This is a genomic window from Dactylosporangium sp. CS-033363 (assembly GCF_050942475.1).
Taxonomy (GTDB): domain Bacteria; phylum Actinomycetota; class Actinomycetes; order Mycobacteriales; family Micromonosporaceae; genus Dactylosporangium.
On record NZ_CP192032.1, the window covers coordinates 829,474 to 850,195 of the forward strand.

General features: G+C 71.4%; 13 protein-coding genes. 10 read left to right on the forward strand and 3 right to left on the reverse strand.

Annotated elements, in window-relative coordinates:
* Together ACQPZ4_RS03965 and ACQPZ4_RS03970 are read left to right on the forward strand one after the other, a co-directional pair.
* A complete protein-coding gene (locus ACQPZ4_RS03965) occupies window positions 1–918 on the forward strand; it encodes an SCO2523 family variant P-loop protein (protein WP_433056211.1) in 918 nt (305 codons plus the stop codon).
* A complete protein-coding gene (locus tag ACQPZ4_RS03970) occupies window positions 918–1,880 on the forward strand; it encodes an SCO2522 family protein (RefSeq protein WP_433056213.1) in 963 nt (320 codons plus the stop codon). The genes ACQPZ4_RS03965 and ACQPZ4_RS03970 overlap by 1 nt, the downstream gene beginning before the upstream one ends.
* Before the next feature lie 21 nt (window positions 1,881–1,901).
* Here ACQPZ4_RS03970 and ACQPZ4_RS03975 read toward each other — a convergent pair whose 3' ends face one another.
* Window positions 1,902–2,846 (reverse strand): SCO2521 family protein, encoded by a 945-nt coding sequence (locus ACQPZ4_RS03975; protein ID WP_433056215.1) that lies wholly within the window; start codon window positions 2,844–2,846, stop codon window positions 1,902–1,904.
* 276 nt (window positions 2,847–3,122) lie between these two features.
* On the opposite strand from ACQPZ4_RS03975, the gene ACQPZ4_RS03980 reads away from it, so the two are divergent.
* The 3 genes from ACQPZ4_RS03980 (at window position 3,123) to ACQPZ4_RS03990 (ending at window position 10,182) form a co-directional block, all read left to right on the forward strand.
* On the forward strand, window positions 3,123–3,887 hold the full coding sequence (locus tag ACQPZ4_RS03980; protein WP_433056217.1) for a hypothetical protein: 765 nt from the start codon (window positions 3,123–3,125) through the stop codon (window positions 3,885–3,887).
* Window positions 3,888–4,004: 117 nt separating this feature from the next.
* The gene (locus ACQPZ4_RS03985) at window positions 4,005–8,219 is read left to right on the forward strand and encodes a HEAT repeat domain-containing protein (RefSeq protein ID WP_433056219.1); all 4,215 of its coding nucleotides are present in this window, start codon (window positions 4,005–4,007) and stop codon (window positions 8,217–8,219) included.
* A gap of 124 nt (window positions 8,220–8,343) precedes the next feature.
* The gene (locus ACQPZ4_RS03990; RefSeq protein ID WP_433056221.1) at window positions 8,344–10,182 is read left to right on the forward strand and encodes a hypothetical protein; all 1,839 of its coding nucleotides are present in this window, start codon (window positions 8,344–8,346) and stop codon (window positions 10,180–10,182) included.
* Window positions 10,183–10,228: 46 nt separating this feature from the next.
* Here ACQPZ4_RS03990 and ACQPZ4_RS03995 read toward each other — a convergent pair whose 3' ends face one another.
* Window positions 10,229–11,470: an acyltransferase family protein gene (locus tag ACQPZ4_RS03995; protein ID WP_433056223.1), complete on the reverse strand. Its 1,242-nt coding sequence runs from the start codon at window positions 11,468–11,470 to the stop codon at window positions 10,229–10,231.
* 51 nt (window positions 11,471–11,521) lie between these two features.
* On the reverse strand, window positions 11,522–13,300 hold the full coding sequence (locus ACQPZ4_RS04000; protein WP_433056225.1) for a hypothetical protein: 1,779 nt from the start codon (window positions 13,298–13,300) through the stop codon (window positions 11,522–11,524).
* 160 nt (window positions 13,301–13,460) lie between these two features.
* On the opposite strand from ACQPZ4_RS04000, the gene ACQPZ4_RS04005 reads away from it, so the two are divergent.
* From ACQPZ4_RS04005 to ACQPZ4_RS04025, 5 genes are all read left to right on the forward strand, one after another.
* Window positions 13,461–14,159 carry a glycosyltransferase family 2 protein gene (locus ACQPZ4_RS04005; RefSeq protein WP_433056227.1) on the forward strand — a complete coding sequence of 233 codons (699 nt, stop codon included), beginning with the start codon at window positions 13,461–13,463 and terminating at the stop codon, window positions 14,157–14,159.
* A 180-nt stretch (window positions 14,160–14,339) separates the two neighbouring features.
* Window positions 14,340–16,469 carry a S8 family serine peptidase gene (locus ACQPZ4_RS04010; RefSeq protein ID WP_433056229.1) on the forward strand — a complete coding sequence of 710 codons (2,130 nt, stop codon included), beginning with the start codon at window positions 14,340–14,342 and terminating at the stop codon, window positions 16,467–16,469.
* Between the two features lie 95 nt (window positions 16,470–16,564).
* Window positions 16,565–17,605, forward strand: a complete 1,041-nt coding sequence (locus ACQPZ4_RS04015) for a Clp protease N-terminal domain-containing protein (protein WP_433056231.1) — start codon at window positions 16,565–16,567, stop codon at window positions 17,603–17,605.
* A 75-nt stretch (window positions 17,606–17,680) separates the two neighbouring features.
* Window positions 17,681–18,499, forward strand: a complete 819-nt coding sequence (locus ACQPZ4_RS04020; protein WP_433056233.1) for a metallophosphoesterase family protein — start codon at window positions 17,681–17,683, stop codon at window positions 18,497–18,499.
* A gap of 82 nt (window positions 18,500–18,581) precedes the next feature.
* Window positions 18,582–20,693 carry a carboxypeptidase regulatory-like domain-containing protein gene (locus ACQPZ4_RS04025; protein ID WP_433056235.1) on the forward strand — a complete coding sequence of 704 codons (2,112 nt, stop codon included), beginning with the start codon at window positions 18,582–18,584 and terminating at the stop codon, window positions 20,691–20,693.
* The last annotated feature ends 29 nt before the right edge of the window (window positions 20,694–20,722 follow it).

Genomic DNA, 20,722 nt, shown 5'->3' on the forward strand with positions numbered 1-20,722 from the left:
GTGCTGATCTTCGTCACCTCGGACAAGGGCGGCACCGGCCGCTCGGTCACCAGCTGCAACGTGGCGTTCCGCAGCTCGCTGTACAACCGCGAGGTCTGCTACCTCGACTTCGACTTCGGATCCCCGACGGCCGGGGCCATCTTCCAGATCGCGGGCGCCTCCAGCGGCACCCGCGGCGGCGGGCTGCACTCCTACCTGCAGGGCCGCATCAGCACGCCCGAACGGCTGGACATCTGGACCTCGTCCGACCGCCAGAGCCTGCGCCAGCGCCCGCCCGGGGCCGGCCAGCTGATCCTCTTCCCGGGCGACCACGGCGGCTCGGAGTTCCCGACCAACCCGGAGATGAACAAGCGCTGCGCGGAGCTGTTCCTGCGCCTGGACGAGGAGTTCGACATCGTCCTGGTCGACCTGAGCGCCGGGCGGTCCTACGCGACCGACATGGTGCTGGCCGCGACCGCGATGCCGAGCCTGCGCAAGGTCCTCACCCGCTGGCTGATCTTCCACCGGTGGACCAACCAGCACGTGGGTGCGGCCGCCAGCCTGGTCTACGACGAGGGCGGCATCCTGGCCACCGGCGAGGCCCGCGGGCACGACCGGGAGACCCTGCTCGACTCGCTGCGCTTCGTGCGGACCGCGGTCATCAACCCCGACGGCGAGGAGCTCAGCCCGCTGCGCCCGGCCCAGATCGCGTTCCTGCGCGAGTGCGACGCCCGCCTGACCGAGCTGGCGAGCAGCCGCAAGGTGGGACGCACCAGGGTCATCTCCACGATCCCGCTGGACCCCCTGCTGCAATGGCGGGAGCAGCTGATCTCGGACAACGATCTGTACGAGCGCAAGATCGCCAACACCGAGACGGTGGAGGCGTTCGAGAAGCTCGCCAAGGATCTCGTCGACGATGTCGCCTGGGAGATCGTGTAATGGTCGCCGATGTCGAGTTCCGTGAAATCGCGGCGCAGCCGCGGACCCAGTCGATTCCGCTGTCGCACCTGTCGATCGAGCTCGGACACCTCTACGCGGAGGACTTCGGCCCCGGGTACGTGAACATCAACCGGCACTTCGAGCGGGTCGCGCCGTGGGTGCACCAGGCCCGGGCGGCCTGTGCGGCGATGCTGCCCAAGGAGGTCCGGCCGCGCATCAGCACGTGCTTCCTGGTCGACGACTACCGCAACGAGATCCCCAACCCGCCCGAGGTCATCGAGCAGCTGCGCAAGGCAGCCGACGCGCACGACCTGACCATCGACTACGTGGCGCGGGAATCGGGCTGCGTGGAGGCCGAGGGCGTGCCGCTGGCGGAGCTCGTGGTCGACCGGCTGGTGTCCGACCCGCCGCACCACACGACGGGCGGCCGCCCGCCGGCGGTGGAGTCGGGCTGGCTGTGCAACGGCCAGCGCACCCCGGGCACGCCGCCGGCGATGGCCGCGGGTCCCTTGTGGACACCGCCGCGGGAGAGCGGGCCCAACGGGCACTCGATCTTCGTCGACGTCGAGCTCTGGTCGCAGGTGCAGCACGAGCGGGTCTGGTCGTGCGCGTTCCTGGCGTCGGTGTGGCAGCTGGTGCGGCTCGGGCTGCTGCGCCATCACGGCGAGGCGGCGGTCCGCCCCTACCGGCTGGATGAGGACGAGCCGCTCCCGCGGGACTGGAACCGGCTGCCCGCCGTCATCCAGCTCAACCCGAAGGCGGCGCCCTTCGCCGCGTACCAGACGATGTCGATCCTGCGCACCCAGTTCCTCTCGGTGGAGCTGGCCGTGCGCACGATCCTCAGCCAGGTCGCGGCCGAGCGCTCGGTGCTCGAGGAGCTGGGCCGGCGCGGGGCGAACGAGGGCGTCAGCGTGCCGGAGCAGGTCGTCCAGCGGATCTCGTACGCGTTCGTGAACGACTGAAGCAAGGGCCCGCCGAGGGGCTCAGCGCGCCCGCTCCAGCATGGCCATCGTGCCCGAGGCCAACTGGTCGCGGATCCACTCCACCGAGGCCGTCCACTGCCGGCTGAACCCGGGGCGGCGCTCGAACACGTCCCAGACCGCCTGCAGCTCGGGGCCGACCCGGGCGCCCGGCATCCACAGGTGCAGCAGGTGCTCGACGACCGGACGCAGGCGCGCGGCCTTGTCGGTCACCGGGCGCGGGCTGCTCGCCACCCCCTCCACGAACGCCGTGACGGTTGTCAGCAACCAGTCGTGCAGCGCCAGGTCCTCGCACAGCTGCTGCGCGGCCTCCGCGTCCCCGGGCCCCAGCGTCATCTCGACCGTGCGCAGGCCGTCGGGGCCGACCGTGAACCACGCGCGGACGGTCGCGTCGGGCCGCTCGTCGACCGTGACCGTCCAGCGCAGCCGGGTGCGCTGACTCCGGAACGGGGCCCGCCGATCGAGGCGGCCGGCCCCCTGCACGGCGTCCATGAGCCGCGCCGCGATGCCGCCGAGGCTGAGCGTGTCCTCCGTGGCGTCCTTGGGACTGCGCCGGTCCGGCTGCAGGAACCCGGTGACGACGTCGGACCAGTCGGTGCGCCCGATCGCCTCGAGCCGGCCGACCGACGCGATGTAGTGCGACCACGGCAGCCGGCGGCCGGCCGCGCTGGGCTCGACGGTGGCCCAGGCCGACGTCTGCACGACCCGCCCGCCACTGAGCACCGCCCGGGACAGGGCCGCGCCCACACAGCGGACCTTGCGCCGCGACGCGCTCGGCAGCAGGCAGTCGACGCCGACCGGGATGTCGGGGGAGACCACGTAGGAGGTCGGTCGCTGCGACGCCATCACGTTGGCGCCCTCGATGAGGCTCAGCAGGTCGACGCTCTCGGCGGTCTGCAGCGATGTCGAATGCTGCAGCAGGCCGGTGTGCACCTCGCCGATCAACATGGCCACTCCCGCTCGACGGCTCTTGTGATTCCACCGTACGGGGGTCGTTGATGGCAACTGGATGACAGTGCCGTGCGATACGTGCGCACGGAAAATACACTCGGCCGCACGCAGCGTATCCGGGCTTCGGAGTGCGTCTGAAGGAGCCGCCGTCCGAAGTGGGTGATTGTCGTGCCGACGCCCGCACTTGCTCGTGACCTTGTGACCCAAGTGCCGATCCCGGCCGCGCAGGTGGTCTACTGTGCAGCTGTGGCTCCCGCTGCGCACCCCAAAAACGTGCTGTACAGCAACGTCTATATCCCGCTCACCGAGGCCTGGTTCGCGGCGCTCGCCGCGTCGCCCGCCAAGGATGAGCTGCTGCGGCGGGCATCCGAGCGAGATCTGCTCGAGAGCCTCGAACGCCTCAATGCGCTGTGCCGGCAGCTCGTGGTCGAGACGATCGACGACGCGATGGTGGCGGCCGCCTACGGACAGCGCGACGCCATCCACTGGATGGACGGCGACTGGGCCGAGCCGCCGGGCCCGGACCCGACGCTCGAGCAGATCCGCGTCGCGCTCGGGAACAAGCTGCGCCGGAACATTAGCCTGGGCGTGCTCGAGGCGGTGCTGTGCCTGGAATCGGCGTGCCGCTACGGTCGGGACGAGCTCGAGCTCTCCGGCGAGCCGCTGCGCCGGACGCTGCTGGGCAGCCGGCAGCTCTACGCCAGCCTCGCCGTCCTGCACGATCAGCAGGAGCGTGAGCGGCTCTCGTTCCTGACCGGGTTGACCGGCTATCTGGAATATCCGGCCAACGACTACCCCCACGTCATCCTGGGCAAGCTCGCGATTCAGTCCGACAAGTTCATCCGCACCGACACGCCCGACGGCCCGCGCATCCGGTTCGTGACCTCGAAGCTGAGCCGGATCGACGAAGCGGTGCAGGGCCCGACGATGCGCTGCCCGGCGCACCGGCCGAGCGGTGGCGAGACCGGCGAGACGTACAACGACATTCTCTGGAATCTGCTGATCGACATCTATCAGCGATCCGGGCGGTTCGACTGACCGATCGTTCAGCCGGCTCGGCCGCGGTGCCCGGGAATGCGTCCGGCAGGCGGTCAGGGGGGTCGATCGATGTTGCTACCGTAGAGGTGGCGGCACCCACCGACCCCCGGAGCAGCCGTGACCAAGGCTTACATCTCGGCGACCCAGAAGGACCTCCTGGATTGCCGGGGCGTGGTGCATGCCGCATTGCGCCGTTTGGGCATCGACGACGTGGCGATGGAGGCCTATGTCGCCGAGGGGCGCCCGCCGTTGGAGCGGTGCCTGGCCGACGTGGCCGCGTGTGACATCTACATTGGACTCTTCGCGTGGCGGTACGGCTTCCGCCCACCCGGTCAGGCGAAGTCCATCACCGAGCTGGAGTATCGCGAGGCGGTCCGGCTCGGGAAGGCCTGCTACATCTTCCTGCTGTCCGAGGACGCGGCCTGGCCGGTGATCCAGGTCGACCGCGGCGAGGACCTCGAACGGATGACCGCGCTGCGGGAGGAACTGCGCACCAACCACGTCTGCAGCTTCTTCACCGGCCCGGACGACCTCTCCGCGGAGGTCACGGTCGCGCTGGCGAACTACAAGGGCGAGCAGAACGAGAGCGCGCGCGGTGCCGCCGCCGAGCGGCCGCTGACCGACGCGGCGCGCGACGCCTACCTCGGCCGGCTCCGCCAGCAGTACCAGGGCGTCGAGCTGGACGTGCTGAACCCGGGGCCGAGCGACTACCTCAGCATCGGGCTGCAGGCGGTCTTCGTGGAGCCGTCGGTGCGCGAGGAGGCCGCGCCCGAGGTGCCGCGGGCCTGGTGGCAGCGGATCCAGACGGAGGACGATCCGGAGCTGCCCGACGACCGGCAGCAGGCGGTGCGGCTGCGCGAGTCGTACGAGCTCAAGGCCCGCGAGCACCTCTTCGACGTGGTGTCCGATCCGGACCACCGCCTCGTGGTGGTGCTCGGCGACCCGGGCTCGGGCAAGTCGGCCGTGACCCGGTTCCTGGCGCTGACCCTGGCCGACGGGTCCGTGCCGGCGCGGCTGACCGGGCTGCGCGACCACCTCCCGGTGCTCATCGAGCTGCGCTCGTTCCTGGCCCACCTGGGCGACGGCCGGTGCGAGAACATCCTGGACTACCTCGACCACCGGGCCGGCACCGACCAGCTGGGGCTGCCCAGCGACGGGCTGAGCCGCTACCTCGGCAGCGGCGGCAAGGCCCTGTTCCTCTTCGACGGGCTCGACGAGATCCTCGACCGGCAGGTGCGGGAGAACACGGCCAGCCAGATCGCCGCGTTCGCGGTGCGGTTCCCGGACGCGCGCGTCCTGGTCACCTCGCGCATCGTCGGCTACGCGCGGCGGACCCTCACCGAGGCGGGCTTCGACCACTTCACGCTCGACGACTTCGACGACGAGCAGATCGAGCGGTTCCTGTCCGGCTGGCAGACGCTCACCATGCACGCGCAGGAGGACGAGGCGGCGGTGCAGCGGGCCCGCATCCGCGACGCGATCGGCGACTCCGCCGCGATCCGCGAGCTGGCCGGCAACCCGCTGCTGCTGACCATCCTGGCCGTCATGGCCCGCAACCAGGAGCTGCCCAAGGAGCGCTGGAAGCTCTACGACCACGCGGCCGAGGTGCTGATCGTCCACTGGGACGTCGTCCGGCAACTGCGCGAGCACCACGGGACCGAGCTGGACGAGGACGCGACCAGGACGCTGCTGCAGCGGCTGGCCCTGTGGATGCAGTCCCGCCCGAGCGGGCTGTCGGGCAACTACATCGCCAAGCACGAGCTCGTCCGGGTCTTCGAGGACTACCTCGTCGAGCGCTACTCGTACCCGCGCGGCCGGGCCAGCGCGATGGCCAACACGATGATCGAGCAGCTGCGCGAGCGGAACTTCATTCTCGGGCGGTACGGCTCGCGGCTCTACGGCTTCGTCCACCGCGCGTTCCTGGAGTTCTTCTGCGCCCAGGCGATCGTCGAGCGGTTCGAGCAGGACGACCCCGAGTGGAGCCTGGAGCGGCTGCGGCGGCTGTTCGAGGAGCACTGGGACGACCCGTCCTGGCGCGAGGTGCTGCGGCTCATCGTGGGCCAGCTGCCGGACCGGCCGGCGGGCGAGCTGATCGAGATGCTGGCGGTCGAGGTGAACCGGCCCTGGCCGGCCGAGGAGTTCCCGCAGCCGCCGTGGAACCTGGTGCTCGCCGCGCAGTGCCTGGCCGAGGTGGCCGACGTGCGCTCGGTGGCCACCGCCGCCCACACGGTGCTGCGCCAGCTCATTCTGCTCATCGAGCACGGGATCTCCATCGAGGACCGCACCACGGCCGAGATCGTCGAGGCCGAACTCCTGCCGACGGTCCGGGTGCTCGGCGAGCACTGGCCGGGCCGGGAGGCCTTCATCTTCTGGTACCGCCGCCGCGGGGTCGGCGTCAGCTGGATGTCCGGCTCCTCCTTCGCCACGCGGATCGCCGCGCTGCTGGCCACGCCCCAGGAGGGCATCGAGGGCGTCCTGAACGACCTGCTCGGCGGGGTCGGCGACCGCCGGGCCCGGCACGCGTTGATCGCCGGGCTGGCCGAGGTCGCGGCCCTGCCCAGGCTGAGCGACCGGCCGGCCGGAATCGCCCGCCGGGCCCGCTGCCAGGAGCTGCTGGCCGACCGGGCCAGCACGGACCAGGACGGCGCCGTGCGCCTGGCCGCCTTCGAGGCCCTCGTGGCCAGCTTCGGGTCCGATCCGCAGACCACCCAGCTGCTGGTCGTGCACGCCTCCGACGACCCGTACCCGGAGCTGCGCCTCATGGCCGTGCGCACCCTCGGCGCCCGTCCCGAGCTCGGCGACGCGCTGCACCTCCTGCTGTTCGAGCGGGCGGCGAAGGAGCCCAACGAGCCGGTACGGCGGGCGGCGGTGCAGGCCCTCGGCCGGCACGTCGCCGGGCGGCCGGACATCGCGCAGCTCCTCATGGAGCGGATCCGCGCCGACCCGGACGCGGGCGTGGTCGAGGCGGCCACCGACGCCCTGATCGACGGGGTCGGTGCCGGCGAGGACATCCGGGGCCTGCTCATGGCTCGCGTCGGCGCCGAGGCCAGCGACCCGGTGCGCCGGTGCGTGCTGCGGCTTCTGGCCGAGCGGTACCAGGGCCCGGACACGCGCGAGCTGCTCGTCAACGCGCTGCGGGCCAAGGAGTCCGATCTGCGGTGCCGGTCGGTGGCGCTGGAGGAGCTCGTCCGGCTCGACCGGACCGGGCCCGCCCTGCGCGAACTGCTCGCCGACCGCGCGGTGACCGACAGCGACGCCGGGCTGCGGCTCGTGGCGCTGCGGACGCTGACCGAGCGGTACCAGCCGGACCGCGAGCTGCTCGAGCGGGCGGCGCGGATCGACAGCGACGCCGGCATGCGCAGCTTCGCCCTGCACCGGCTCGCCGAGCACTGGCCCGACGACAACACCGCCATCCTGCTCCTGGCCTGCGCCCGCGAGGACACCGCGGCCGGCACCCGCCTGGCCGCCACCCGGCTGCTGGCCGACTACTTCGCCGGCGATCCCCGCACCCGTGCGCTGATCGTCCAGCAGGCGGCGGACGAGGCCAACACCGTCGTGCGGCTGGAGGCCATCCGGGCCCTGCTCCGCCTCGGCGGCTCGCCCGAGGTCCGCGACCGGTTGCTCGACAGCATCGGGGTCGACAACGAGCCGAAGATCGTCAGCGAGGCGGCGAAGGCCCTCGCCGGCTGGCCCGGCCACCGCGAGCAGGTGCTGCACAAACTCGTCGAGCGGGCCCGGCACGACGACTACTCCCGCATCCGGCTGGCCGCGCTGGAGACCCTGATCGCCAGCTTCGGCCCCGGCGAGCTGGTCGACGTGCTGCTCGATCTGGCCGCCAACGACGTCGACCCGCAGGTGTTCCGCACGGCCGCCGAGAGCCTCGCGCCGCAGCTCGGGGCCGAGCAGACCCTCGTGGTGCTGCTCATGGGCCGCGCCGCCGCGCCCGATCCGGCGATCCGGCGCCAGGCCTGCGAGCTGCTCGGCCGCCGCTTCGGCGACGACCAGCGGGTGCGGGCCCTGCTCATCGATCGCGCCGAGCACGACGACGACGTCCAGGTGCGCCGGGTCGCGGTGGCCGAGCTGGGCGCGTCCGCGTGGCAGCACCCGGAGGTGCGCACGCTGCTCGGCGTGATGATCGACGACCGGGACTGGTCGGTGCGCCGCCACGCCGTGCACGCCCTCGGCCTGCGCTTCGGCGCCGACGAGACCACCCGCGCCGTCTTCGCCGAGCGGGCCCATTCCAGCCCCGACGCCGATACCCGCCGCCTCTTCGGCCAGGCCCTCACGTGGCTGCCGCGCGCCGACCCCGAAGATCTGCCGTCCGTGATGTGACCGGAGGTGCGGCCGCCGGGTTTCTGTCACAAAGCTGTAATAGGAGGTCGCGGCGGGTCCCGGTCGCACGTGGGCGGGGCTCGAAACTCACGGTTACCGCAGGTGATGCTCTACTCTCCACGTCATGTCTGTCGTCAGCGCCGACACCTCAGTGACCAATGAGCCGGAGATCGAGCACGCGCCCGTGGATGACGCCGAACGGTCTTCCTGGCTCCGGCGGCACCGTGCCGACCTGCTGATTCTCGCCGCGTTCGTCATCGTCGGCGGGTACCTCTACGCGCACGTCTGGGTCGATCCGGGCGGGCGGCGGCCCCTGCACAGCTACAGCGACTACTTCCAGTTCGAGTGGTTCCTGACGGCCGATACGCGGGCGTTTCTCGGGCTGCACAACCCGTTCTTCAACGATCTGCAGAACGCCGGTGTGGGCGTCAACATGATGGCCAACACCAGCGTGCTCGGGCTGGCGCTGCCGCTGCTGCCGATCACGCTGCTGTTCGGGGCGGGCACCAGCTTCGTGGTCGCCGCCACGCTGGGCTTTGCGATGACCGCGTTCGGCTGGTACTTGCTGCTGCACCGCGACCTGCGCCTGCACCGCGCGGCGGCGGTGCTCGGCGGGGCGTTCATCGCCTTCGCGCCGCCGCTGGTCGCGCACGGGAACGCGCACCTGAACATGGTGTCGCTGTGGCTGGTGCCCTGGATCGTCCGGTTCGCGCTCAAGCTGTTCCGGTCCGAGCGGCCGGTTCGTGACGGTGTGTGGCTCGGTGCGCTGATTGTCTACCAGGTCTTCATCGGCGAAGAGGTGCTGCTCATGGCGGCCCTCGCGCTGGCGCTGTTCGTGATCGTCTACGGGATCGGCAACCGGGCGCGGATGCGGGACGAGGTGCGCGAGATGCGCCGGCCGTTCCTCATCGGCATCGGTACGGCGCTCGCGGTCTCGCTGCCGCTGCTGGCGTTTCCGCTGTACTGGCAGTTCTTCGGCACGCAGTCCTACAAGAACATCGGTGACCTGAACTATGTCACCAACGATCTCAACACGTTCACCGAGTTCTCGACGAAGTCGCTCGGCAACCAGACCGGGGTGCTGACGTCGACGAACTACAGCGAGGAGAACACGTACTTCGGCTGGGCCCTGCCGATCCTGGCCGTGGCGATCTTCCTGTGGCTGTGGCGGGACCGGCTGGTCCGTACCGTGGCGATCCTCGGTGGGTTGTTCGCGGTGCTGTCGATCGGGCCCGAGGTCGTCGTGCACCACAAGGGCACCGGCATCCCCGCCCCGTGGCGGCTGTTCGTCAACGTGCCGCTGCTGGACTCGATGAACGTCGGCCGGTTCACCTTCGTCACCGTGGCGGCGCTGGGCGTGCTGCTCGCCGTGGCCACCGACCGGGTGCTCAAGTCGGCCAGGTTCGCCGGCGAGGGCGAGCGGAAGGTGCCCGTGCGGCTCATCTGGATCGGCGCGCTCGCCGCCGCCCTGGTACCGCTCATGCCCCAGCCGCTGCCCGCCACCGGCCTGCCGGCGATCCCGCGGTTCATCACCTCCGGCAACTACCGGGAGTACGTGGCGGAGAACCACACCATGTTCCCGGTCCCGCCGATGGACGCGGTCAACAACGTGCTGCCGCTGAGCTGGCAGGTCGCGGGCGGGATGGACTTCCGGATTCCGGAGGGGTACTTCATGGGCCCCGTCGGCAACGACCGCGAGGCGAGCAACCAGCCGCCGAAGGGCCCGACCGCGACGCTGCTGCTCAAGGTCTTCAGCACCGGCAAGGCGGTCACCCCGACCGCGACCGAGAAGGCCGCCATCGAGGCCGAACTCAAGCGCATCAAGGCCGACGCGTTCGTCGCCTACGGCAAGCAGGCCACCACCCGGCTGCCGGAGCTGCAGGCCACGCTCGACCCGCTGTTCGGCCCGGCCCGCCAGGTCGACGACGTCTGGCTGTGGGACGTCCGCGCACTGACGAACTGAACGAGAAGAGGGCCCGGGTCGCGCGACCCGGGCCCTCTCTTCATGCCTATTTGCTGTTGCTGACCAGTTCCGGATCGGGATCCGGATCCGGGTCCCGCTTCACGGGCGGCGGGGGCGGCGGCGGGGACTCCTTCTCCGGCACGACCTTGGGCTGCAGGACGCCGCTGTCGGCCCGCCCGATCGCGTCGAAGCCGCGGCGCAGGCCGCGCTTGAGGATCGGGGCGAACGGCCGCTCGACCAGCCGGTGGCCGAGGTAGGCCACCACCAGCATGCCGCCGACGGTCAGCGCGAGCAGCGGCCAGGGGTCCAGCCGGCCCCGCATCGAGCGGATGAAGATGACCCCGATGTCCTGGTGCAGCAGGTACAGCGGGTAGGTCAGCGCCCCCGCCACGGTCAGCCAGCGCCAGCGCGCCCAGCTGGTCCAGCCCAGCGCCACCGCGGCCACGCAGGCCACGAAGCCCAGCACCAGGAACTCGGCGAAGACCCAGCTCAGCGGGTGGCTGATGAAGTTGCTGGTCCACCGCACGTCGACGAGCAGCTGGTGCTGCGCGACCAGCAGGCTGAAGACGATCATGCCCCAGAGCAGCCAGGTCGACCCGAAGCGGTGCACGAGGTACAGCAGAATCCCGACGATGAAGTAGGGCGAGTAGGCCGGCTGCACCACGGCGTTGACCAGCGGGATGTTCAGCTGCCCGAACAGGACCGTGGCGGCCAGCCAGAGCGCGCAGAAGGCCAGCGTCCGCCTGTAGGTCACGCCGATCAGCACGACGACCGCGAACAGCAGGTAGAAGCGCAGCTCCGACCAGAGCGTCCAGTAGACCCAGTCGACGTGCGGGACGCCGAAGGCCTCCTGGGCCATGGTGAAGTTCAGCAGCAGGTCCGACAGCGAGTGCACGCGCAGGATGACCTGCACGGAGTCGGCGGTCGGGCGGTTGAGGTAGACGACCGTGAAGGACAGCGCGACCGCGACCCAGTACATCGGGTACAGCCGCACGATCCGGGAGATCAGGAAGTCGCTCAGCCGCCGGCCCCACGAGCTCATGCAGATGACGAACCCGCTGACCACGAAGAACAGCTGGACACCGAAGCTGCCGTAGGTGGCCAGGCCGTACAGATGCGTGAAGATCTGGTTGTTCGGGCGCTCCCAGAGGTGCGAGCGCGTGGTCCCCACGTAGTGGTACGACACCACGAGGAGGGCGGCGATGAGGCGGAGCCCGTCGAGGGCGGCGAGCCGGCCCTCGCGCTTCGGGGCGCCGGTGCCGCTGGGGGACGGTCGGTCGTTGCGCACCGGGAACCTTAACTCCCTGGCCGCCGGGATGTCGAACCCCCGGCGGACCGATCAATTCACGAGGTAGATGACGTAGCCGTCGACGTGCTCGACGCGGTAGGTCTTGCCCGCCTTGTCCAGGATCGCCTCCACGGCGGGCAGGCGGTAGGTGCCGCCGGCTTTCTGCAGGAACTCCGAGCCCTTGCAGCTGAACCAGGGCAGGGAGCGGCAGGGGTTGTCGGCGAAGACGTATGCGGCGTGCGGGTCGGCCGTGGTGTCCACCCAGTACTGGAAATAGCGGTTCTGGCCCGGGCCCATGTCGAGGGCCTCGTTGGTCGAGGCGCACGTGATCCGCTCCTCGGCCCGGAAGGCGATCTTCGCGCAGATCCAGTAGTCCGAGTAGAAGTGCTGGACGCCCTCCCGGTGCAGCGTGTCCACCAGGGCGGCGTCGTTCCGGTTGACCTCCCGTACCCGCGGCACGTCCGCGAACGCCGCCCCGGTGCCGAGCACGAGGGCCAGGCCGTAGCCGAGCACGCCGGCCCCGCAGACCAGCCGGAGCAGCTTGGGGAACAGGCCCGCGCGCTCCTTCGCCCACCCGTAGCCCTCGGCCAGCGGCCGGAACACGGCGGGCAGCGCGATCACGAAGCCGATCAGGTACCGGGCGTGGATCGCGGGCCAGACGACCGCCGCGTTGCTGAACGCGAACAGGTAGAACGTGATCAGCGCGGCCAGCAGCATCGCGAGGTGCAGGCTCGGGCGGCGCGAGCCGGTGGGCTCGGTGCGCCGGTTGCGCCACGCCCGCCACAGCAGCCACGCGGCCAGCAGGGTCGCGACGCCGAGCAGCAGCATGTAGCCGGTGCCCCAGCCGGCCCGGGTCAGCGAGCACGGCCGGGCCCAGGACGTCGTCGGCCCGATCGCGGCCAGCTCGTTGGCCTGGCAGAACGGCTCGCCGGTCATCATCGGCACGCTGACCCGCACCGCGTCCCAGAGCGCGTGCAGCTTCGCCTCGAGGCCCTCGGGCGGGGTACCGCGGACGACCGAGAGCGTCGTGAGCGTGTCCGTGCCCGGCGCGGCGTGCAGGTTGAACCACAGCAGCGGGAACATCCCGAGCACCAGCCCGGCCCCGGCGATCACGGGCGCGGCCAGCTGGACGAACTCGCGCCGGCAGTACAACACCAGCACCACGCCGGACATCAGCGCGAACGGCGCGATGAGCAGGTCGGACCACAGGCCGGTGCCGGCCAGCACGCCCCAGGCGGCGTAGGCGGCCAGGCGCCAGCGGCACTCCCGGAAGACGCGGTACGGCCGGTACGCCGTCACCAGCTTCGCGGCGATCAGGAACAGCAGGGAGGAGACGGCCAGCGTCTCGCCGTAGCCGCCGATCGCGGACAGCTCGCGGGCGAACACGTACGGCGAGCCGAGCGCCAGCAGCGCCAGCGTGACCAGCGCCCAGCGCGGCCCGTACACGAGCCGGGTGAACAGGTAACTGCTGATCAGGAACACCGCGAACAGCAGCACCATGCCCAGGCGCAGGACGAACAGCGAGGTGCCGAAGAGCTTGAACAGCGCCGCGCCGAGGAACGCCTCGTGCGGGCCCATGTAGAACTGCCCGGGATAGAAGGTCGGCAGCTCGCCGCGGTAGGCGATGTGCAGCCCCATGAGGCCGATGAAGCCCTCGTCGCTGTTGGTCTCCGGCCAGCCCAGCGCGATCAGGGTGGTGCGGATCGCGACACCCAGGGCGATCAGCCCGGTGGCGGCCCAGATGTGCACGCGGTGTGACCGAGGCCGGGGCTCGCTCGGGCCGGCGCCGGCCGCCTGCTGAGGCGGATCGGCGATGGTTTCGGTCTGCAAGATCGCTGCTCCCCCGGCTGCCGAGACGTTCCGGCGGACTATACCGACCTGGCCGGGCCCGGGGTGAGAGGTGGTGAGCCGTGGGTGACCAGGCGCGGATGACTGCGGGGCTTCGTCAGCGTACTGTGAGCCCGTCTCGTAACCAAGCGCTGGAGTCCCCGTGAAGCTCTCCATCCTGATGCCCGTGTACAACGAAGAGGCCCGGCTGCCTGACGCATTGAAGCAGGCCCTCGCCGTTGACTACCCGTGCGAGATCGAGCTCGTGGTCGTCGACGACGGCAGCAAGGACGGGACGGCCCAGATCCTGGCCGCGGCCGACGACAGCCGCCTGCGCCCGATCACGCACCCGCGCAACCAGGGCAAGGGCGCCGCGATCAAGACCGCCGTGGCCGAGGCGACGGGCGACTACATGGTCATCCTCGACGCCGACCTCGAGTACGACCCGAACGACATCCCGCGCCTGCTCGACCCGGTGCTCGACGGGCGGGCGACGGTCGTCTACGGGAATCGGACGTTCGGCTCGCACAGCTCGTTCTCGTTCTGGTACGTGATGGGCAACAAGGCCGTCACGACCGCGGCGAACATGCTGTACAACTGCTACCTCGGCGACCTCGAGACGTGCTTCAAGCTGATGCCGCTGGAGCTGTACCGCTCGCTGGCCGTCAAGTCGAAGGGCTTCGGCATGGAGGCCGAGGTGACCGGCAAGCTGCTGCGCCGCAAGGTCCGGCCGTTCGAGGTGCCGATCAGCTACGCCGCGCGCTCCCGCGAGGAGGGCAAGAAGATCACGGCGATGGACGGCGTCGAGGCGCTCTGGATTCTGCTCAAGGAGCGGATCCGCAAACCCCCGGCGAACATCTGACGGACCCGCGGCCGGTCGCTTTTCGGACCGGAAAAATTGACCGATCGACGGAGTCGCATTCGCCGATTCGTGGGGATGATGTCCCCCGTTGTGACCCAAGCCCCTCGTCCGTTCGGGCAGGGGCCCAAGCAACGGGGAGTTCCGCCTGTGTCTGAATCACCCCTGCCCAGACGTGCCTCGATGACCCGGTTCGCGGTCATCGGCGCGGTCGCCACGGCCCTCGTCGCCGCCGGCACCACCGCGGCGTTCGCGGCGCCTGTGCAGCAAGGCAACACCAGCAAGGTCAAGAAGCCGGCGTTCGGCCTCGGCAACCGTACGGACACCGCGAGCGCGCCGGCCAAGGCGCCCGCGGCGACGGAGAAGTTCCGGGCCGGCGGCCTCGGCGCGGTGGCGAACAGCTACCTCGTCGTCCTCAAGAACACCAAGGCGACCCAGGACCAGGTCACCGCGAGCGCCGGCACGCTCACGAAGGCCCACAACGCCAAGGTCGGCAAGGTCTGGTCGAAGTCCCTGCGCGGGTTCTCGGCCACGATGTCCGAGGCCGACGCCCGCAAGCTGGCGGCCGACCCGAGCGTGGCGTACGTCGAGCAGAACAAGCTCGTCTCGAAGTCCGACACCCAGAACACCCACCCGGCCGACGACCTGAACCTCTGGGGCCTGGACCGCATCGACCAGCCCTTCCTGCCGCTCGACCACGGCTACACGTACCCCACCGGCGGCAGCGGGGCCAGCGGCGTCACGGTCTACGTGATCGACTCGGGCGTCGACAAGAACCACCCCGAGTTCGCCGCCAACACCGGCTTCCAGCACCCGTTCTCGGTCACCTACACCCCGGCCCAGCTCGCGGACTGCGCCCAGCCCGAGCCGGGCATGGACGACGACGGCCACGGCACCTTCGTGGCCGCCGAGATCGCCGGCGCGACGTTCGGCGTGGCCAAGAACGTGCCGATCGAGTCCGTCAAGGTGCTCGACTGCACCGGCCACGGCACGCTGGAGCAGGTCGTCGAGGGCGTCGAGCACGTCACCGCGACCGCGGTCAAGCCGGCCGTGGCGAACATGAGCCTCGGCTCGGACGTCAGCCAGGCCATCGACGACGCGGTCAAGCAGTCCATCGCGTCCGGCATCACCTACACGGTCGCCGCCGGCAACGAGAACACCGACGCCTGCGTCAAGTCGCCGGCCCGCGTGCCCGAGGCGATCACGGTCGGCGCCACCGATCAGATGGACTTCCGGGCCTCGTTCTCCAACTACGGCGCGTGCCTGGATCTCTTCGCGCCGGGCGTGCGCATCGAGTCGGCCTTCGCGGCCTCCAGCACGTTCGCCGACGGCACCTCGATGGCCGCGCCGCTGGCCGCCGGGGACGCGGTGCTGCTGCTGCAGGCCCACCCGGCCTGGACGCCGGCCCAGGTCCGCGACGCCATGGTGACCGCGAGCATCACCGGCTCGGTGCACGGGGCCGGGACCGGGACGACGACCAAGCTGCTGCGCGTGGGGGAGCCGGGCACCCCGGCGTCGTTCGGCCTGCGCGCCCGGGCCAACAGCCTGATCGTGACCGCCGACGGGGCGGGCACGAAGCCGATGGTAGCCAACCGGCTCAGCAAGGGCGCCTGGGAGGGCATCACCGTCGTCGACGCCGGCGGCGGGCTCGTCGGACTGCGCTCCAGCGCCAACAACCTCTTCATCACCGCCGACGCCGGCGGCAACGCCCCGCTGATCGCCAACCGGACGAGCATCGGGGACTGGGAGAAGTTCACGCTCGTGCGCAACGCCGACGGCAGCGTGAGCTTCCGGGCGGCGGTCAACGGCAAGTACGTCACGGTGGACCTGAACAACGGCGGCAAGCTGATCGCCAACCGCCCGTCCGTCGGCGCGTGGGAGTCCTTCGACCTGGCCGGTCCGGGCGCGGTGGTGTTCTTCATGTCGTGGGCGAACGACAACATCGTCACGGCCGACAACGGCGGGGCCTCGCCGCTGATCGCCAACCGGGGCACGATCGGCGCCTGGGAGCAGTTCGACGTGGTCGACGTGAACGGCTACGCCGCGTTCGTCGCGCACGCCAACGGCAACTACGTGACCGTCGACCTGAACAACGGCGGCCGGCTGATCGCCAACCGGGCGGCCCCGGGCTCCTGGGAGATGTACGCGATGGTCGCCAACCCGGACGGCTCGACGAGCCTCTTCGCCAACGCGAACGCGCGGTACGTCACGGCCGACAACGCCGGCGCCTCGCCGCTGGCCGCCAGCCGCACCGTGGTCGGCGGCTGGTGGGAGGAGTTCTCCTTCTACACGATGGACGAGCTGAACCTGTAGCCTCGCCCGCTCGCAGCGCGTTCCCCCGCCGGTCGCCCGTACCGGCGGGGGAATCGTGTTTTCGCGGCTTTTCGCGGCTGCAGTACCGTGGCGCGGTGAGCTTCGGTCAACCCGTCGCCTCCCTCGAGGTGCAGGTCGCGCTGTCCTGGGCCGTCCGGCGGGCCTGGGAGGCCCGCGAGCCGAGCGTGAGCGCCGAGCGGGCGGCCGACGCCATGCTCCGCATGCTCGGCGCGGACGAGGTGCGCTGGCAGATACTGCCGGGCTGGGGCGCCTCCGGCGAGGGGGTGCCGGCCGAGCAGGAGGACGAGGTCGAGGCGACGCTGCGGCTGGCCCAGTGGCGGGCCCGCCGGGAGCTGCGCCGCTCGGCCGCGGACCCGCTGCCGGTGTGGGACCCGCGGGTGCGGGTCGGGCTCGGGCGGGCGCTCGCCGCCGCGGCCGAGGCGCCGTCGATCCGCTGCATCGGCTTCCGGCTGTTCCTGCGCGCGCTGCTCGTCGAGTGCGCCTCGCCGGGGGAGTGGTCGGAGTTCATCCGCCGCTTCCACCTGCGCCCCGACGAGGAGTTCCTGCTCGACGGCACGCCCCCGGTCAGCTCGGCCGCCGCCTTCCTGCGCCCGGCGCGCAAGGGCGACCCGGTGCTCTCGGCCCTGGCCGCCCCGGCGGTCCTGCGCGGCGAGGCGGTCCAGCAGGCCGTACGCGGCGGCTGCGAGCTGGTCGGCCAGGCGCACATGGTGATGGCCATGTGCTCGCTGGACTACCTCATGGAGATCACCCGCATCCGGCTCGCCGAGGACGCCGAGGCCACCAACCGGGGCGCGCACGTGCTGGCCGAGCTCGGGCTGACCTACCCGGCCGTCAAGGACTTCGCGATGGACCTCTCGCCCGGCCCGGCCGACATCCCCCGCGAGGAGAAGGCCTGGCGGGTGGGGCGGGGGGACCCGCCGTACGGCGCCGACCTCTTCCGGGCCGCCGGCGAGGCCGCGCGGCTCGCGAACGAGCTCGGGCACCGGTACGTCGGCTCGTCCCACCTGCTCTTCGCGATCGCCTCGGAGGGCGACGGCCCGGGCGCGCGGATGCTGCGCGGGCACGGCGTCGACCCCTCGATCGTCGCCGTGCGCCTGGGCCGCGAGCTCGCCTGAGGCGTTCGCCGGTGCGGCCGCACACAGCAATCACGGTGGAGACGGCCCGGGAGGTCGGGTCGGTAGGCTGCCAAGGTGACCGGGCGACTGCTGGCGATCAGCGACCTCCACGTCGGATACGCCGAGAACCGCGCGCTCGTCGAGCAGCTGCGGCCGACCCACCCCGACGACTGGCTCATCGTGGCCGGCGACGTGGCCGAGCGGTTCGCCGACGTCACCTGGGCGCTGCGCACGCTCAGCGAGCGGTTCGCCAAGGTGATCTGGGCGCCGGGCAACCACGAGCTGTGGACCCCGCAGAACGATCCCGAGCAGTCGCGCGGGGTTGCCCGGTACGAGCGGCTCGTCGAAGCCTGCCGCGAGCTGGGAGTGCTCACGCCCGAGGACCCGTACGCCAGGTGGGAGGACCGGCTGACGGTCGCGCCGCTCTTCGTGCTGTACGACTACTCGTTCTGGCCCAAGGGCGCGACCTCGTCCGACGAGGCGCTGGCGATGGCCCACAAGGCGGGCATCGTGGGCACGGACGAGGCCCTCCTGCACCCCGACCCCTACCCCGGCCGCGCGGCGTGGTGCGCGGCCCGGCTGGAGCTCACCGAGGCCCGCCTGGCCGCGATCGAGGGCCCGACGGTGCTGGTCAACCACTTCCCGGTGGTCCGGGAGCCGACCGATGTCCTCTGGTACCCGGAGTTCGCCCTCTGGTGCGGCACGACCCGCACGCGCGACTGGCCCACCCGCTTCAACGCCGAGGTCGTGGTCTACGGGCACCTGCACATCCCGCGCACCATCTGGGTCGACGGCATCCGGCACGAGGAGGTCTCGGTCGGCTACCCGCGCGAGTGGAGCAAGCGCGACCGCCCGCCCGCGCAGCTGCGCCCGATTTTGGACGTTCCGGCCTAGTACGTCGCTCCGGGGTACCGGGCCGCCATCGATTCGTGAATGATCGATGCGCCACCCCAGCCACCCCCTTTGGGAGCGCAGTTTGCGAAAGCATGCCCTGCGCCGTTCGCTGCTGTCCCTGGCAGCCACGGCGCTCGTCGTCACCGGCATCGCGGTGCCCGCCGGACCGGCCCTCGCGGCCGGGACGGGCACGGTCACCGGCCACCTCACCGACGCCGCCGGCCAGCCCCTCAACGGCGCCTACGTCAGCGTGCAGACCTCCGACTTCGGCCTGCCGCACACCACCCACACCGACGCGACCGGCGCCTACACGGTCTCCGGGCTCGACGCCGGCGAGTACGTCGTCAGCTTCAGCCCGTTCGGCACGGCCTTCACGCAGTACGCGCACCAGAAGCTGACCCCGGGTGCGGCCGACCGCTTCGCCGTGGCCGCGGGCGCCACCGTCGTGGTCGACGACCAGGCCCTGCCGACCGGCCGGATCACCGGGTCGCTGCGCAAGCGCGACGGCTCGCCGGCCCAGGCCTCCATCATCGTCTACACCGCCGTGGACCAGAACTACGTCGGCAGCGGGCACACCGACCCCGACAACGGCACGTTCTCGCTCGAGGTGCTGCCGGGCTCGTACAAGCTCAACTTCAGCCTGTACCCGTCGGTGGCCCAGTGGAACGGGGCGGTGCTCAGCTACGCCGAGGCGGCCCCGATCACCGTGGTCGCCGGCCAGTCGACGGCGCTGCAGGAGACGCTCGTGGCGACCGGCTCCATCGCCGGCCGGCTGACCAACGCCGACGGCAGCCCGGCCGCCGGGGTCGCGGTGGGGACGAGCTACCGGGACTTCTCGGTGGCCGGGAAGAACGCCACGACCGGTGCCGACGGGCGCTACCGGATCGACGACGTGCCGGTCAGCGACAAGTGGATCCTCGGCTTCACCGGGGCGAACAACATCGTGCAGTACACGCCGGGCAAACTCCTGCGGGACGAGGCCGCCTCGGTGCCGGTGGTGGCCGATCAGGTGGCCACGGTGGACGAGCAGTTCCTGCCCACGGGCACGCTGCACATCAAGGCCCACGACGCCGCGACCGGGGCACCGCTGTCCGGCTTCTGCGCCTGGGACCGGGTCGTCTTCTCGCTCGGCGGCTGCGCCGACGGCCCCGAGCTGGTGCTGCACGACGTGTTCGCCGGGGCCTGGGGCTTCGACGTCACCATCAACGACCGCGCGCACTTCAACGCCGACAACGCCCGGGTCACCGTGGCCGGCGGGCCGGACACCACGCTCGACGTGGCCCTCCGCCCGGGCGCGGTGCTGAGCGTGCCGATGACCAAGCGGGCCGGCGGCGCCGCGGCCGAGGGCTGCGTGCGGGTCGCCAAGGCCGGCGACCTGTTCCCGCCGCCGAACTTCATCGGCTGCTCGGACGAGTCCACGCCCGGCACGGCCGTGGCCGGGCCGCTGGAGCCCGGCACGTACCAGATCTACGCCGACCCGAACGACGACGCGCTCGGGGCGCAGTGGGTGGGCGCGACCGGCGGCACCGGCGACCGCGGGGCCGCCCGGACGATCACCCTGGCCGCGGGCCAGGCGATCACCGCGCCGGCGGTGCAGTTCGACGCGGCCGGCTCGATCCGGGGCACCGTCACGGACCTGGCCACGGGCGCCCCGGTGCCGTACGCCTGCGTTTCGGTCGTGGCCCAGTACCCCGACCACAGCGGCGACGGCTGCCGGCAGGCGACCACGGCCGAGAACGGCACCTACACGATCGGCGGCCTCGGCCCGTACGCCTGGCCGGTCCAGTTCGCGCGCTGGGACTACCAGTGGCGCTGGTCGGGCAACCAGGTGAGCCGGCCCGAGGCCACGACGGTCACCGTCAAGGTGGGCAAGAGCGTCGCGGCCAACATCAAGCTGCGCACCGGCGGCGGGACGATCGCCGGCACCATGTCCGACGCGGCCGGGCATCCGGTCGAGGGAGAGGTCGTGCCGTACAACTCGGTCACCGGCGAGGCCGCGGGCAACGGCGGGCAGACGATGGACGCGGGCGGGCACTACACGGCCCCGTTCCTCGCGCCACAGCAGTCGGTCAAGCTGCGCTGGTACACCGGCGACGGGCGCTCGGGCTGGGTCGGCGGCGGGGACTTCGCGTCGGCCACCGCGTACCAGGTGAAGAACAACAAGACCGTGACGGTGAACGTCACCGTGGCGTAAAGGGGTGCGGCCGGGGCCCGCGATCGGGT